The organism is Anaerotruncus colihominis (assembly GCF_010206195.1).
Lineage (GTDB): Bacteria > Bacillota > Clostridia > Oscillospirales > Ruminococcaceae > Anaerotruncus > Anaerotruncus colihominis_A.
Window position 1 is genome coordinate 1 of record NZ_VIQT01000022.1, and the last position, 15,280, is coordinate 15,280.

The window sequence follows — 15,280 nt, forward strand, 5'->3', positions numbered from 1 at the left end:
GTGGGCCGTTACCCCGCCAACTGGCTAATCGGACGCGAGCCCATCTTTCAGCGGATTGCTCCTTTGGTTGCAAGGACATGTGTCCCCGCAACTTCATGCGGTATTAGCAGCCGTTTCCGGCTGTTATCCCCCTCTGAAAGGCAGGTTGCTCACGTGTTACTCACCCGTCCGCCACTAAGCTTACACTCGTCCATCCGAAAACTTCAGAATGTAAGCCCCGTTCGACTTGCATGTGTTAGGCGCGCCGCCAGCGTTCGTCCTGAGCCAGGATCAAACTCTTTGATAATGGTATTAAAAACCCTCTCGGGCTTCCAATCTTAATCAAAGTCGATCCAGCTTCGTTTCCTTTGCTGGTTTCGCTTGTACGTCCATCTCTCGATGGATGCACTCAATTTCGTTTCCAGGGTCCTTAGCTTCCCCTTCCAAACCCTCTCGGGTCCTTCCGGTTTCGCTTCGGTTCTTTCCTTCTCGTTGTTCATTTTTCAAGGTGCTGTGTGCTGTCGTTTGATCGCCCTTTGTGTCGTTCGCACGAGGCAGCTTTTGTATAATACCACACTCTGCCATGCTTGTCAACTACTTTTTAGCATTTTTTTTAAAAAAGTCGAACTTCCTTATAAAGCCGCATTTTATGCGGTATTTGCATATGTATAAAGGCGGCTTCGCCGCGCATACTGCAACTATCAGGCCACTTAAAGGAGGCTTTTTCATGTCCAAACAAAGCGCTTCCCTTCCGCGTGCCGTCATTGTGATCCGCACGGTATCGCTTGCCTTTGCGCTGCTGCTGCTCGGCGCAATGATTGTTTATATTGCGCGCGTCGGCGGCCAGGCGGAAAACGTGCTTTCAAAAACCGGTTCGCGCGGCAACGAGGTGCGCCAGATTCAGCAGCGATTAAAAAACTGGGGCTATTATACAGGCGAGGTGGATGGAATTTTCGGCGTGGAAACAAAAAAGGCCGTCATGTCCTTTCAGCGCAAAAATGGTTTGACTGTTGACGGGATCGCCGGCAACGCCACCCTCAAGGCGATGGGGATTCAGTCCTCGCAGCAGACAGGCGGCAACGGCGGTTATTCCAACAGCGATGTTGCCCTGCTTGCAAATATCATCTCGGCGGAAGCGCGCGGCGAGCCGTTTGAAGGGCAGGTCGCTGTGGGGGCGGTCGTGCTCAACCGTGTGGAGCATCCTTCCTTCCCTGATACGCTCGCGGGCGTTGTCTATCAGCCGGGCGCATTCACGGCGATCACAGATGGCCAGATCAACGAGGCGGTCGCTGAATCTGCCAAAAAGGCTGCGCGCGAAGCGCTGGCCGGCTCCGACCCATCGGGCGGCGCGCTCTATTATTATAATCCTGACAAGACCTCAAACAAATGGATCCGGACGCGTCCAGTTATCAAACGTATTGGCGCCCATCTGTTTTGCAGTTAGGCCTGTCAAAAGATTCCCCCCAATATTCAGGCGTCTGGGCAGGTCTTTTGAACTGCTTGGACGCCAAATTTGGTATAATTTATTATAATATATACTATTCGTTTAATACTTTACAAAAAGCTCTGTTTTTTCCCTGTGTTTTCCTATATAATACTTGAGGATACATTATTAAAACCGGCGTGGTGGAAAGGCGGCCTTTCGTGACATTAAAAAAACCTGACCTGCACATTCTGACCGTTTGGCGGCTGCGGCTTTTGGCGGCCGCGCTCGTGCCCTCGTTTTTGACCGCATGGTTTTCGCCCCGCGTCAATTGGCTGTGGTGGCTTTTTACGGCTGCCTGGATGTGCGCCTTTCTGTACTTTTACATATTCTATTATCCGATAAAATACCGCAAGCTGGCCTATGGCGTTAATGCGCATTGCCTGCTTGTGTATTGCGGTGTCATTTATACGCGCGTGAAGGCTGTTCCCTTTACAAGCATCCAGTATACCTCTGTCTTTTCAACCCCCCTGGAACGTCTGTTCGGCGTCGCCTCCCTGTTTGTCTACGCAGCCGGAGGCCGCGTCTATATCCCTGGCCTCGCACCGCAGGACGCACGGGAGCTTCAGGCGCTTTTGACGCCAGGCTGCCCGCACAGAGCCGGCCCGGAAGGTGGTGGCCGCGATGCCTGACATGTCCGCGCGTACCATCCATGCACACCCCTTTTCCATTCTCACCTTTTTATACCGCTTCCTGTTCCTTTTAATCCTCCCCCTGGCCCGCGGTTTTATCAGCGCGCTGACAGGCGACATCTTTTCATGGGTGCGCGGCGCCTGGTTCGATATCCTGATTGTAGCCTTGATTATCCTTCTTGCCTACCAAAAGTGGGAACATTTTCAATACTATATGGATTTTGATGGCATATATATTGCAACAGGTATATTTTTTCGCAGTGAATTTTACATTTCTCAGGAACGTATTTCTACCCTTTCTGTGATACGTCCCTTTTGGCTGCGTCCATTTCGGATTGCCCTTATACGCATCGATACCATCGCAGGCAATCCGCGCCGCCCGGACGCTGCCTTTTATGTCTGGGCGCATGAAGCCGACCGCATTGTTTCGCTGCGGGCGGCGCCCCCAGCTGTCGATTTGGACGGCGCCCCTGCGGAGGATCGGCCGCACCTTTATGAGCTTGTGCTGCTTTCGCTTTTAACCTCCAATTCCTTCATCGGCATTGTTTTCATTGCAACGTTTTTTTCACATATGGGTCAGATTCTCGGTGAGGAGCTGTCCACTGTCCTGGTTACAACCTTCGAAGAGCTGTCCCGTCGGATCGCCTTCGGCCTTCCGCCCATCTTTGCGGGCGCTGCGCTTTTGCTGTTGTGCGGGTGGCTTGTCGCTTTCTGTATCAGCCTGCTCCAGGTCAAAAACCTGTTTATCCGCCGCACAGACAACACCCTTCATATCAGCGGCGGCGTGCTTGTCCAAAAGGAATATTTCCTGCGGCGCGACGATGTGAGCTTTATCGATATCCGTCAAAGCCTGGCAACGCGTCTTTTGCGCCTGTATTCCGTCTATATCAACGCGATCGGCTTCGCCAAGGACAAAAAATCCGATATTGCGGCGGTCATCCCTTTCTCTACCAAGAAGCGCACGGAAAAGCGCCTGACCTTGCTGTTTCCCGAATACCGTCTTTCGCAGCGTATCCTGAAGCCAAACGGCGGGGCAATCTTTAAATTTATCATCGAGCCGCTTTGGCCCTGCCTTCTGATTCCCTCCGGCACGCTCGCCGCCTGCTGGCTTCTGCCAAGCTGGGTGGAAATCATCCGTTTTGCCGGCTTTATGCTCTGCTTGCCAGCCTTTTGGTTCCTGGGCGTCAGGTTGCTTGATTTCGCCTCATCCGGTATTTCATGCAGCGATAATTATTATACTTTACGTTATTCGAAGCTATATTATCTACACACAGTAGTTTTTTCCTATGATAAAATTGCACTGATCAATATACGTCAAAGCATCCTCCAACGTGGTGACGACAAATGTGATCTTGTTATCTCAACGCGTGCAGAAGGGCGTATGCGCCACCATATCCGCAACCTTGACCGATCCGCCAGCCTTGAGATCTTCCATCTACCGGATTTTCTAACTGTTATGAATAAGAAACGTCGAAAAAAAGTCTAGCGCTCCCCTCTCCCGCACTTTCAAACGCCCGCCCGGCCAAAAGGCCGGGCGGGCGTTTGCCTGTCAGTATTACTGCTTTTGTTCCAGCGCCCTTTTCCGTGTCTGTTCATCCAGAAGCGCACGCAGCTTTTGGAGCAGCGGGTCGTGTTCAAAATATTTTTTGCCATACTCCAAATTGAACGCATAATCAAATTCGTGCGGATTCGCGCCCTGGTTGTGCTGCAATATTGTCTCGGCCTTATCCAGCGCCTTCACCAAACGCGCCTCCGGCGTTACGCAGGCGTTGTACTCCTCCCAAAGCTTACACAATTCCTGGCCGGCCGTCTCCGGCAGAAGCGCCGCCGCCCGCTTAATAGCCGCGCGTTCCTGCCGCTCCTTTTCATTCTGGTCCGGCCGTAGCGCCGCAGAGATATCCCCCTCGTACACCTCGCCCAGATCATGTATCAGGCAGAGCATCAGCACCCGCCGGGTATCAAGTCCAGGATATGCGGGCAGCAACAATCCGGCCAGCAGCGCCAGCCTCCAGGAATGCTCCGCTGTGCTTTCACGCCGGCCTGTGGTTGTCCAAGCCGTGCGCGTTATGCATTTCAGACCTTCAGCCTCCTGGATAAAGCGGATATATGCGCTTAGATCATTCATGCGGCTTCCTCGCTCCCTTTTTTATTTTGTTTATGCGCTTTATGTAGAAAATCCCCCGGTTCCGTATAGAACCGGGGGATTTGGTGACCTGTACGGGATTCGAACCCGTGAACCCGCCGTGAAAGGGCGGTGTCTTAACCACTTGACGAACAGGCCGGAAACATTGGGCCTCACGCTGTTGTGAGGCCCGGTTGGTAGCGGTAACTGGATTCGAACCGGTGACACTTCGGGTATGAACCGAATGCTCTAGCCAACTGAGCTATACCGCCATTTTCTGCTCCCTTATTATATGAGCGAGCGTACTAAATTATACCGTAGAATCTTTATTTTGTCAAGGGTTTTGCAGCTTTTCTGTAAAATTTATTTCCGCTTCAAAGCAGCGTCCATCACCGACCATGCCGCCTACATAATATGCGCATTGAGAAATCTGGACGGTATCAAGCTCGATCACCTGTCCCGTGACGGCTTCTTTCTGGTACACAATTCCGAACCGTTCAATTTCACGTTCAACGAGCCAATCCAGCGGCAGCGTATCACAGACGATATCAGCATAAACTGCATTGTTTACATGACTGTTCGAATCAAGATCACTGTACTTTATCTGACGCATATGACGTACACCCGCCGCATCCGGTTTTTTGATCCGGTACGCGGTGATATACTCCCCATCGTTTGGGAACATCTCAAGCCCATAGATATCGAATGCCGCAGGCCGCAGGATGCGGTGTGTACACGGATCGGCCAAAATCCAGGAAATGCTTGTCTCGACAAGCCGTTCCCCCTGTTTGGTATCAAAATATGTGTCCCGGATAAACTGTGCGCCCTTCGGCGCGCGTGGAACGGTGATCAGGCGCAGGCGCTCAGCATAGATTGGCCGCCGCTTGATTGTAATCAACATCTTATTGACAAGGAATACCATGCCGTCCCGCTGCATCCGCTCATATGTGATCCCTTCCCGCGCAATGTGATCGCTCCCCATCTGCTGTGTATGGCGCATGATATTCGATAAGCTCATACGATGTGTAAGATCACATTCAGGCTCGGTTACTTCTATCCATTTTTCAAACTCACGGATCAAGCGATATGCCCGCCTTTCATCATTCCTGGACGCCGGGGCCGCCTGAAAAGGCGGCCCCGGTGTCGCCCCCCATATAGGTTGCTTTTTTCGACGCTGATGCGATACATCCTTTTATGGCCGGATTGCGTCTTTTCCGCCCATATACATGCGCAGAGGTTCTGGGATACGCACAGATCCGTCATCGTTCAAATTGTTCTCCAAAAATGCGATCAACATACGCGGCGGCGCAACAACCGTGTTATTGAGCGTATGCGCGAAGTAGTTGCCCTTCTCTTTATTCCTGACGCGGATGCCCAGGCGCCGTGCCTGCGCATCGCCAAGATTTGAACAGCTTCCGACCTCAAAGTACTTTTTCTGGCGAGGCGACCACGCTTCCACGTCGACGCTCTTGACCTTCAGATCAGCCAGATCGCCGGAACAGCATTCAAGCGTGCGCACTGGGATATCGAGCGAACGGAAGAAATCGACTGTATTCCTCCAAAGCTTATCGTACCAGGCGGCGCTGTCCTCCGGCTTACAGACGACAATCATCTCCTGCTTTTCAAACTGATGGATGCGGTAAACGCCGCGTTCCTCAATGCCATGCGCGCCTACCTCCTTGCGGAAGCACGGCGAATAGCTTGTAAGCGTCTGCGGGAGCTTATCCTCATCAAGCATGGTATCAATAAATTTGCCGATCATTGAATGCTCGCTTGTACCGATCAGATAGAGGTCCTCCCCTTCGATCTTGTACATCATGTTTTCCATCTCGGCAAAGCTCATCACGCCGTTGACAACATTGCTGCGGATCATAAACGGCGGGATATAATAGGTGAAGCCGCGGTCAATCATAAAGTCGCGCGCATAGGACAGAATCGCTGAATGCAGTCGCGCAATATCCCCGCACAGATAATAGAAGCCATTGCCGCTTGTTTTACGCGCGCTGTCAAGATCGATCCCGTTGAGCCGCTCCATAATCTCCACATGATAAGGCACCTCAAAGGGCGGCGCAACCGGATCGCCGAAGCGTTCGACTTCTACATTTTCGCTGTCATCACGGCCAATCGGTACGGATGGATCGATGATATTCGGGATCACCATCATCCGCTCGCGTATCTCCGCTTCAAGCTTTGTTTCAAGCTCCTCAAGCTCCTCAAGCTCTTTCGCCATCGCAGTCACCTGCGCTTTGGCCTGTTCGGCCTCCTCACGCAGGCCCTTGCCCATCAGTCCGCCGATCTGTTTGCTGATGGTATTGCGTTGTGCGCGCAGATTGTCGCAGCGTGTTTTTGTCTCCCGGAACTTCTGGTCGCGTTCAAGCACTTCGTCGACCAGCGGCAGCTTTTCCTCCTGAAATTTTTTCCTGATATTTTCCCTGACCGCATCCGGATTAGCCCGGACAAATTTAATATCGAGCATCTTTCTTCCCCTTTCCCGCTTTTTTGAAAAAAAAGCTTGGCAAAAAACTTTCCGGCCTTTTTGAAAAAAGGCCTCAGCGAAAAACTTAGTTCGGCTGCGCCGCGAATAGTGGGGCAGGTTCCAGTATTTTTACAGGCCGCGCCGCGAACAGCGGGGCGCTGCGCTGCGTGAAAACAGGCTGCGCCGCAAACAAATGGAGCGGCAGCCGCCAATTCATTCTCTCTACTGCTTACCCCTGTCCCCTGTCAAACAACGCCGCCAGGCTTTGCAGGTCCTGTTCGTCATAAAACTCAATGACAAGCCGTCCTTTTTTTTCACCCTTTTTGCATTCCACACATACTTTACGCGAAAGGCTCTGCATCAAAGCGAGCTGTACCTCTGCGAATGTACTGTTGTCCCATGCGGTACGCGGCGCTCCTTCTTCCGGTTTTCCCGCTTGTTTCTGACGCTTGACAAAGGCTTCCGTCTGCCTGACAGACCAACCCTTTTTAATGATTTCCTCGGCCAATGCGCAGATTGCCGCCTCGTCCTCAAGGCCGAGCAGCGCGCGCGCGTGTCCTGCCGACAGCTCCCCTTGACCTACGAGCGACCGCACGGCGTCCGGAAGGCCAAGCAGGCGCATCGCGTTCGTGATTACCGGCCTCGATTTGCCCACGCGCTCGGACACCTGCTCCTGGGTCAATCCAAACGTTTCCATCAGCTCCCGGTATCCAGCCGCTTCCTCGATTGGATTGAGATCCTCGCGCTGTAGGTTTTCAATGAGCGCAAGCTCCATTGTTTCACTGTCGCTCAATTCCCGGATCACAACCGGCACCTGTGACAGCCCCGCCATACGCGCAGCACGCCACCGCCGTTCACCTGCGACAAGCTGATAGCCGCCCGATTCCATCGGACGGACGACAAGCGGCTGCAAAACGCCATACTGCCGGATAGAATCGGCCAGCTCGGCGAGCGCCGCCTCGTCAAAATGACGGCGCGGCTGGCCGCGGTTTGGTTCAATCTCGCTGACTGCCAGCGATGAAACAGCTCCACTGTCCGTGCTGTTGTCGGCAAACAGAGCCTCCAGACCCTTACCCAGTCCGCCTTTCGCTTTTGCCAAATCAGTCCCCCCTTTTTATCCTGTTCTTTTTCAAGAATTCGTCGGCCAATTCCTCATAGGCGGCGCTGCCCTTTGACGAGCGATCATAATACAAAACCGGCTGACCAAAGCTGGGGGCTTCAGACAGACGCACATTTCGCGGTATCACGGTATGGTAGATCTTCTGCGGAAAGTATTTTTTCAGCTCTGCAACAACCTGTACCGTCAAGTTGAGCCGGCTGTCATACATTGTGAGCAAAACGCCCTCGATATCGACATCGGGATTATAAAGCCGCTTTACCTGCCGCAGCGTTGCTATCAATTGAGAAAGCCCTTCCAGAGCGTAATATTCGCATTGGATCGGAATCAACAGTGAATTTGCCGCTGCAAAGGCGTTCAGAGTGATGATGCCAAGCGACGGAGGACAATCAATAAAGATAAAATCATATTGATCCCGAATCCGCAGAAGCGCCGTTTTCAACCGCATCGCACGATTATCCAATTCGACCAATTCAATCTCCGCGCCTGCCAGCGAAATATTGGAAGGAAGCACGTCCACGTTTTGAAACGGCGTATGCTGGAGCGCCTCTTCGGCCCCGGCCGTGGAGACAAGCAGCTCATAGGTTGAGCACGTCAAGCCGCGTTTATTGACGCCAAGCCCCGATGTGGAGTTTCCCTGCGGGTCCACATCGACCAACAGCGTGCGATATCCGCGCGCGCCGAGCGCTGCAGTCAAATTGACAGCGGTTGTCGTTTTGCCGACTCCGCCTTTCTGGTTTGCCACCGCGATTATCTTGCCCATTTTTTCCCTCCGATACCCCTTAAAAGCGAATACCCTTCCTTTTTGAATGGATTTCCTTATGATTATATCACATTCATTTCTTAAAGGAAAGTCTTTTTGTCCGCTCTCATTCGCCTATACTGTCACTGGCAGCCCTCATCCGGCAAAACTTTCCCCTCTGATATCCTTTCATGTTTCACGTGAAACATCCCACTGTCATAACCTTTATCCGCGCAGCTCTCAGGACGCAACAAAGCCGCCTGATAGGCGGCTTTTGTTGCAGGGAAACGTGTATTTATTTTACCAAACCACACGGCCGCTTTTTTGGGTGCTGTCCTCCCTGTGGGCGTCCTGTGGCGGATGGCCTTCTCTGATGATTTGTTATGCGCTGTGTGGGCGATAGGCGCTCTTTTTTGGAATGCGCATCGTATAATTGATGAATTCCTCATCTTCAAATTTTTCTGTATTAATGTCGATTCCAGCCAGCTTCATCGTCGAAACCGCCTTTGTGATTGTATTCATAAAAATGCGGAAATCTTTGAGTACAAACAGTTTTGTCGCTTTCTGCTCCGGCTTTACAGGCGCCGGAGCTGGACTCAACATCGTTTCAATCAAACGTTCCGTTTCACCGACGTTCAGACGTTCACGCATAATCGTTTCCAAAGCGGCTTGCACCTGTTGATCATTTTCCAGTTTCAACAGCGCCCTTGCATGGCGTTCTGTCAATCCTGCATCAAGCATCCGCCTGCGCAGATCCTCGTTGAAGTTGAGCAGCCGCAGCTTGTTTGCAATCGTGGACTGCGCCTTCCCCAGTCGCTTGGCCACCTGCTGCTGCGTCATATCGTAGAGCTCCATCAGACGGCGGATTCCCTGCGCCTCCTCAAAATAGTTGAGATCTTTACGCTGTAAGTTTTCAATTAGTCCAAAAACAGCCGATTTTTCATTGTCAAACTGTTCTATGATCGCGGGGATTTTGTCAAGTCCATTCATACGGCATGCCATCAAGCGCCGTTCGCCCGCGACCAGCTCATATCCGCTCCCAACCGGACGCACCATCACAGGCTGGAGCAGACCGTTCTGTGCAATGCTGTCGGCCAGCTCCTGCATGGCGCGTGGTTCAAATTGACGCCGCGGTTGATAAGGGCTGCGCACGATGCGGTCAACATCGATCAGAACAACACGGTTGACAGTCCGCTGCTTTGAAAATTTCATGCTTCCCACATCCCTTCTTTTTCTTGTCCATGCCTGCATCATACCATGAAATATTCCAAATTTCCAGAACATTTCATCGCAGAAAAAAGCAAAATCCGCCGGTTTTTTCATTACACCAGCGGATTTTTTGCTATTTTAACATGTGGTCTTGGATATTTTGTCGAGGTCTGCGATCTTTTTTTGATCAATACAATCGCCCGGCCACTTCCATCCGGCAGCTGAAGGCGCTTGACTGCTTCCTGTACCCCACCCAGCAAATGAACGGCGTTCCTGGCTTCGACGCATTCCTTATCACAATCATTCCCCTTGTAGGCGGCAAATATCCCCCCTATCCTGACAAACGGCAGACAATATTCACTCAGCTCGTACAGACGTGCGACAGCGCGTGAAACAGCCACGTCATATTTTTCGCGATGGTCCGGCCCTCGTCCCACCTCCTCAGCGCGTGCATGGATGCATTCATTGTCCTGGCCCAGCGCCTCCGATACCGTTTGCAGAAATGTAATCCGCTTGTTCAGGCTATCCAGCAGCGTCAGATTCAGGTCCGGACGTGCAATTTTCAACGGGACAGAGGGAAATCCCGCTCCTGTTCCGACGTCGACGAGTCGCGCCCCTTGCGGGATGGAATAAACTGATAGCAGCGACAGACTGTCGATAAAATGCTTGACAACAATTTCTCGCGGCTCTGTGATCGCCGTCAAATTCATTTTTTTATTCCATTCAACCAGCAGCGCCGCATAGCGATCAAATGCATCCAACTGCGCGGTATCAAGCGTTACGCCGAAACCGGCCGCATACTCCTTTAACATATCCTGGTCAATCATTTGTCATCCTCCCCTGTCTTCTGTGCGGACGTGTGGCGCTGGCTAAGCCAAATCAACAGTACAGACACATCTGCTGGGCTGACGCCGCTGATACGTGAAGCTTGTCCAATATTCAGCGGCCGCAGGCGCGTCAGTTTCTCAACTGCTTCAAGCCGCAGCCCGCCGATCGACTGATAATCCAAATCGTGCGGGAGCTGCTTTCCCTCCAGACGCCGCATTTGCTCCACCTGTTCAAGTTGCTTTTTAATATACCCTTCATATTTGATTGTGATTTCCACCTGTTCGCAAACCTGTGCGGGTAAATCAGGACGCCCTGGATCAAACGGCGCAAGCGAGGCATAGGAGAGTTGTGGCCGTTTGAGCAGCTCGCAAAGACGTGTTCCTGTCGCAACCGGTGATGTTTCACGTGAAACAAGCAGCTTATTCAATCCTTCACTGGGCGCCACATGCACCGCACGCAGGCGTTTCAGTTCCCCTTCCACCAATTCACGTTTTGCCAGGAAAGAAAGCCAACGCTTCTCTCCGATCAAGCCAATTTTGTGTCCAACCGGCGTCAGGCGCATATCCGCATTATCCTGTCTTAAAATCAAACGGTATTCCGAACGCGATGTCATCATTCGATATGGATCGTTACAGCCTTTCACAACAAGATCATCAATCAAGGTTCCAATATAGCTGCTGGCGCGATCAAGCACAAGCGGCGGCTTTCCCTGTACAGCGTGCGCGGCATTGATCCCAGCGATCAAACCCTGTGCGGCTGCTTCCTCATAGCCGGAGGTACCGTTAAACTGGCCCGCTCCATAAAGGCCGCGTACCGCCTTACATTCCAATGTCGCCTGCAAACAGGTCGGATCAAGGCAATCGTATTCGATCGCATAGGCGTTGCGCATGATGCGTATCCGTTCAAAGCCTTTCACTGTCCTGTACAGCTTCACCTGTACCTCCTCCGGGAGGGACGATGACATCCCCTGTAAATAAACTTCATTCGTATCAAGCCCCATCGGCTCAATAAAAATCTGATGGCGCGGCTTATCAGAAAACCGAACAACTTTATCTTCAATACTTGGACAATAGCGCGGTCCAATCCCTTCGATCTGTCCGCTATAAAGCGGTGAGCGATGCAAATTTTCCATAATAACACGATGTGTCTGCTCATTTGTATATGCGATATGGCAAACAGCCTGGTTTTTCAGCGCACCAGCGTCTGTTTCAAAGGAAAAAGGCGTAACCGGGTCGTCACCCTCCTGTATCTCAAGCATCTGAAAATCAATCGATCGCCGGTCGGCACGCGCAGGCGTACCCGTTTTAAAACGGCGCAGCGGCAATCCGAGACGCTCAAGCGCCGCGGTCAGCCGACCTGCCGCATGCAGACCGTCAGGCCCGCTTTCCGCCGTATACTCCCCGACAAAGATGCGCCCACGCAAATAAGTACCCGTGCAGAGAATGACCGCGCGCACATGATAAAGTGCACCCAAGGCCGTCACAACCGACTCAACTGCGCCGTGAGATGTACGGATATCCACTATTTCCGCCTGGATCACATCGAGCCCATCCTGATTTTCTACAGCGCGCTTCATATAACAGTGATAATTTCTTCGATCCGCCTGCGCACGCAGCGAATGGACAGCCGGCCCTTTCCCTCTGTTAAGCATACGGCTTTGAATCATCGCCGCATCGGCAGCACGACCCATTTCACCGCCGAGCGCGTCGATCTCACGTACAAGATGCCCTTTTGCTGTTCCGCCAATCGATGGATTGCAGGGCATATTTCCGATTGCATCAAGCGACATTGTAAAAAGCACCGTATGCGCGCCAAGGCGCGCAGCGGCCAAAGCGGACTCAATACCTGCATGGCCGCCGCCAATAACCGCAATATCATAATTTCCCGCCTCATAATCCATCCTTATCTTCCCTCCTTTTACATGTCACTTTCCCACACAAAACCGTGAAAATACAGAATCAACAACCGCCTGTGACGCGCGCTTACCTGTCAATTTCAGCAGCGCATCGAGCGCGCGCTCAATACAAACAGCAACTGCGTCGTAGGAAACACCGCTTTCCAGCGCCTCTACCGCCTCCCGCAGCTCCCCGGCAGCTTCCGTGACCGCTGCGCGCTGACGTGTATTTGCTACAATCGCAGCAGAGCTGTCAAAGGCGCCTAATCCTACCATTTCAGTCAACGCCTTCGTCAAAGGCTTTGGTATATCTTCACCACGCGCCGAAATACAAAGCACGCGTTTAAAATCGGATGTAAAAGCTTCTGCATTGAGAACCTGCGCCAAATCGGCTTTATTGATCAGAGCAAGCGCGTTCAATCCGCGGCATGCTTTCATAACGCGCCGGTCATCCTCCGTTAACGGTTCCGAACCGTCAAACACCGCCAATACAAGCTGTGCCCGTTCCACCTGTTCAAGCGCTAAAGCCACACCCTCCCGCTCAATCGGATCATCCGGCCTGCGGATTCCTGCCGTATCAGTGAGATGAAAAACAAAACCGCCGCATAAAACCGTATCGCTGACAAGATCGCGCGTCGTTCCAGGGATATCCGAAACAATGCTCCTCTTCATACCTGTCATCAAATTCATCAAAGACGATTTTCCTACATTTGGACGCCCGACAATTACCGTCTCAATTCCATCACGGACAAGACGACCCGTTTCATAGGAACCTGCCAAAGAATCAAGTGTCCGAAGGGATTCCAACAAAGCATCGTGCAAAGTCCGTGAATCCACCGCTTCGATTTCTTCCTCGGGATAATCAATCCAGGCGGACAGATGCGCCGCAAAATGTGTCAATCTATCTACGATCTTCTCAACACAGCGGTAAAGAGCACCACCGCGTGCTGAAAGAGCCGCACGCGCCGCCTGTCCACCACGCGCCGAGATCAAATCAATCACCGCTTCGGCCTGCGTCAAATCAAGCTTTCCGTTTAAAAAAGCCCGTTTTGTAAATTCACCCGCCAGAGCAGGGCGTGCGCCATTTTCACAACAAGCGTTCAGAAGGCGATCCATCAAATAGACACCGCCATGTGCGGATAACTCGACGACATCCTCACCTGTATAACTGCGCGGCGCGCGAAAAACTGTAACGATCACCTCGTCGATCGGTCCTTCACGATCAGCAGCAATCCCATAGGCACAGGTATAGCCCTCAAGCGAGGAGACCCTCTTTCCGTTCGCCAAACGTACTATTCTGTCAGCTGTAGTAAGGGCCTTTGGCCCTGAAATCCTGACGACTCCAATTCCGCCTGTTCCAAGCGGCGTCGCAATCGCCGCAATTGTATCCATTTCGACCATAACAATCCCCCATCAGACCACTAAAAGCAGGAAGAAGCAGCAGCAACATAACAACGGTGTGCTTTTCTCCTGTACATCGACAAAAGGGAGGATGTTTCACGTGAAACATCCTCCCCCAACGATCATCAAACAATTAAAGATCAATCTTTCCGTACAAAGGCAGATCGTCGCCCTCATGACGCGCCTGCTGACGAACAGGCTTTTGTTCTGTCTTTGGCTTTGGCTGCGCAGACCGCTCCAATGTGCCTTCGCGTTCCAATTCAGCAGCATAAGCGCGATCAACCTCTGTCGAAGTCGGCTTGACCGTTTCCCCGCGCGGCGCGCGGTCAACGCGGCGCGGGCCGCGTTCCCGACGCGGCGGACGCGCACTGCGCTCCTCCGAATGCTCGCCGCTTCGCGGCGCTCGGTCATCACGGCGCGGGCCACGATTTGCACCCGTGCGGCCGCGTCCTCCCCGGCCGCCCCTTCCGCCTCCTTGTTGCGGACGCGGATTCATTGGCGATATCACAACGCGGCGATTTGGTTCCTCGCCTGTCGAGGACGAAGTAACACCATCAATCTTCGCAACAGTCGAATGAATAATCCTGCGCTCATATGGATTCATCGGCTCCAGGGTGGAGGAACGGCCATAACGCAGCACACCGGCAGCAAGCTTTTGCGCAAGCTGCTCAAGCGTTCGCTCGCGTTTTTCACGATAATTACCCGAATCAATCGTCACACGGATATAATCGCCTTCCTCCCGGTTGGCGACAAGACTGGAAAGGTATTGCAGCGCGTCAAGCGTTTCACCACGGCGGCCAATGATCACGCCAAGACCTTCGCCGGACAAACGCAGCACAACGCCGTTTTCTGTTTTTGCAACGCTCAAATCAGCGTCAATTTCCATAGCTTTTAAAACGCCGCGCACATATTCAGCCGCAACGCGCGCCTTCCCTTCGACTTGCTCAACCGCAACAAACATAAGCGTTTGGGCAGCCTTTGCCAGCTCATCAGACGCTGTATTTTCACTTTTTTCCTGTTTTTTTACAGATTCAGACTGTACATGTAGCGGCTGCTCATGCTTTGGCTCAGGTTTCGATACAGGTTTTTGCGGCCTTCTTTCAGTCTGAGGCACCCTGTCCGCCTTCTGTTCCTTTCCGGACGGCGTTTGCTCCGCCCGTGGAACAGGCTGTTTTTCCTTCTTTATTTCCGGCGCAGGCTCTGGCTCGTTTATAAAAACACGCACCCGCGCAGGCGTATTGCGCAATCCAAGAAAACCACGCTTTGGCAACGTTATAATCTCAAAATCAACCGCATCACGCTGAACACCAAGCTCTTTACAAGCCAGTTCGATCGCATCTTCTACATTGCGTGCTTCTTTTATTACCTCACGCATCCTTGACACCTCCGATAATATA

13 protein-coding genes, 2 tRNA genes and 1 rRNA gene are annotated in these 15,280 nt (G+C 52.4%); 3 read left to right on the forward strand and 13 right to left on the reverse strand.

All coding sequences use genetic code 11. The features are described from left to right. Nucleotides 1-286 (reverse strand): 16S ribosomal RNA (locus FMM72_RS15330); the annotation flags it as partial. 420 nt (nt 287-706) lie between these two features. Here FMM72_RS15330 and sleB point away from each other — a divergent pair. The 3 genes from sleB (at nt 707) to FMM72_RS15345 (ending at nt 3,580) form a co-directional block, all read left to right on the forward strand. After that, nucleotides 707-1,423, forward strand: coding sequence for a spore cortex-lytic enzyme (gene sleB / locus FMM72_RS15335; protein WP_160210804.1), 717 nt, complete (start codon nt 707-709; stop codon nt 1,421-1,423). 200 nt (nt 1,424-1,623) lie between these two features. Next, a complete protein-coding gene (locus FMM72_RS15340) occupies nt 1,624-2,094 on the forward strand; it encodes a PH domain-containing protein (protein WP_162221916.1) in 471 nt (156 codons plus the stop codon). Next, nucleotides 2,087-3,580 carry a PH domain-containing protein gene (locus FMM72_RS15345; RefSeq protein WP_162221917.1) on the forward strand — a complete coding sequence of 498 codons (1,494 nt, stop codon included), beginning with the start codon at nt 2,087-2,089 and terminating at the stop codon, nt 3,578-3,580. Before FMM72_RS15340 ends, FMM72_RS15345 begins: the two co-directional genes overlap by 8 nt. A 69-nt stretch (nt 3,581-3,649) precedes the next feature. Here the strand turns inward: FMM72_RS15345 and FMM72_RS15350 are convergent, their stop codons facing one another. From FMM72_RS15350 to jag, 12 genes are all read right to left on the reverse strand, one after another. Continuing rightward, nucleotides 3,650-4,219 carry an HD domain-containing protein gene (locus FMM72_RS15350; protein WP_162221918.1) on the reverse strand — a complete coding sequence of 190 codons (570 nt, stop codon included), beginning with the start codon at nt 4,217-4,219 and terminating at the stop codon, nt 3,650-3,652. A gap of 81 nt (nt 4,220-4,300) precedes the next feature. After that, a tRNA-Glu gene (locus FMM72_RS15355) sits at nt 4,301-4,375 on the reverse strand. A gap of 36 nt (nt 4,376-4,411) precedes the next feature. After that, a tRNA-Met gene (locus FMM72_RS15360) sits at nt 4,412-4,488 on the reverse strand. A 62-nt stretch (nt 4,489-4,550) separates the two neighbouring features. After that, nucleotides 4,551-5,297 carry an acyl-[acyl-carrier-protein] thioesterase gene (locus tag FMM72_RS15365; protein WP_162221919.1) on the reverse strand — a complete coding sequence of 249 codons (747 nt, stop codon included), beginning with the start codon at nt 5,295-5,297 and terminating at the stop codon, nt 4,551-4,553. 111 nt (nt 5,298-5,408) lie between these two features. Next, on the reverse strand, nt 5,409-6,692 hold the full coding sequence (serS, locus tag FMM72_RS15370; RefSeq protein ID WP_160210439.1) for a serine--tRNA ligase: 1,284 nt from the start codon (nt 6,690-6,692) through the stop codon (nt 5,409-5,411). Between the two features lie 229 nt (nt 6,693-6,921). Then, nucleotides 6,922-7,791 carry a ParB/RepB/Spo0J family partition protein gene (locus FMM72_RS15375; protein WP_162221920.1) on the reverse strand — a complete coding sequence of 290 codons (870 nt, stop codon included), beginning with the start codon at nt 7,789-7,791 and terminating at the stop codon, nt 6,922-6,924. Nucleotide 7,792: 1 nt separating this feature from the next. Next, the gene (locus FMM72_RS15380) at nt 7,793-8,572 is read right to left on the reverse strand and encodes a ParA family protein (protein ID WP_160210441.1); all 780 of its coding nucleotides are present in this window, start codon (nt 8,570-8,572) and stop codon (nt 7,793-7,795) included. Between the two features lie 360 nt (nt 8,573-8,932). Beyond that, on the reverse strand, nt 8,933-9,763 hold the full coding sequence (locus FMM72_RS15385) for a ParB/RepB/Spo0J family partition protein (protein ID WP_160210442.1): 831 nt from the start codon (nt 9,761-9,763) through the stop codon (nt 8,933-8,935). A 110-nt stretch (nt 9,764-9,873) separates the two neighbouring features. Then, entirely contained in the window at nt 9,874-10,587 is a 714-nt protein-coding gene (gene rsmG, locus FMM72_RS15390) for a 16S rRNA (guanine(527)-N(7))-methyltransferase RsmG (protein WP_160210443.1), read from the reverse strand. Continuing rightward, nucleotides 10,584-12,488, reverse strand: coding sequence for a tRNA uridine-5-carboxymethylaminomethyl(34) synthesis enzyme MnmG (mnmG, locus tag FMM72_RS15395; protein ID WP_162221921.1), 1,905 nt, complete (start codon nt 12,486-12,488; stop codon nt 10,584-10,586). The genes rsmG and mnmG overlap by 4 nt, the downstream gene beginning before the upstream one ends. Before the next feature lie 24 nt (nt 12,489-12,512). Further along, nucleotides 12,513-13,883, reverse strand: a complete 1,371-nt coding sequence (gene mnmE / locus FMM72_RS15400) for a tRNA uridine-5-carboxymethylaminomethyl(34) synthesis GTPase MnmE (protein ID WP_162221922.1) — start codon at nt 13,881-13,883, stop codon at nt 12,513-12,515. 133 nt (nt 13,884-14,016) lie between these two features. Beyond that, nucleotides 14,017-15,258 (reverse strand): RNA-binding cell elongation regulator Jag/EloR, encoded by a 1,242-nt coding sequence (gene jag / locus FMM72_RS15405; protein WP_162221923.1) that lies wholly within the window; start codon nt 15,256-15,258, stop codon nt 14,017-14,019. Between the last annotated feature and the right edge of the window lie 22 nt (nt 15,259-15,280).

Excerpts from the sequence above, each read along its gene's own strand:
- rsmG (WP_160210443.1), bottom strand. The coding sequence starts at position 10,587 with ATGATTGACCAGGATATGTTAAAGGAGTATGCGGCCGGTTTCGGCGTA.
- FMM72_RS15350 (WP_162221918.1), bottom strand. The coding sequence starts at position 4,219 with ATGAATGATCTAAGCGCATATATCCGCTTTATCCAGGAGGCTGAAGGT.
- jag (WP_162221923.1), bottom strand. The coding sequence starts at position 15,258 with ATGCGTGAGGTAATAAAAGAAGCACGCAATGTAGAAGATGCGATCGAA.
- sleB (WP_160210804.1), top strand. The coding sequence starts at position 707 with ATGTCCAAACAAAGCGCTTCCCTTCCGCGTGCCGTCATTGTGATCCGC.
- FMM72_RS15345 (WP_162221917.1), top strand. The coding sequence starts at position 2,087 with ATGCCTGACATGTCCGCGCGTACCATCCATGCACACCCCTTTTCCATT.
- mnmE (WP_162221922.1), bottom strand. The coding sequence starts at position 13,883 with ATGGTCGAAATGGATACAATTGCGGCGATTGCGACGCCGCTTGGAACA.
- FMM72_RS15380 (WP_160210441.1), bottom strand. The coding sequence starts at position 8,572 with ATGGGCAAGATAATCGCGGTGGCAAACCAGAAAGGCGGAGTCGGCAAA.
- mnmG (WP_162221921.1), bottom strand. The coding sequence starts at position 12,488 with ATGGATTATGAGGCGGGAAATTATGATATTGCGGTTATTGGCGGCGGC.
- FMM72_RS15385 (WP_160210442.1), bottom strand. The coding sequence starts at position 9,763 with ATGAAATTTTCAAAGCAGCGGACTGTCAACCGTGTTGTTCTGATCGAT.
- serS (WP_160210439.1), bottom strand. The coding sequence starts at position 6,692 with ATGCTCGATATTAAATTTGTCCGGGCTAATCCGGATGCGGTCAGGGAA.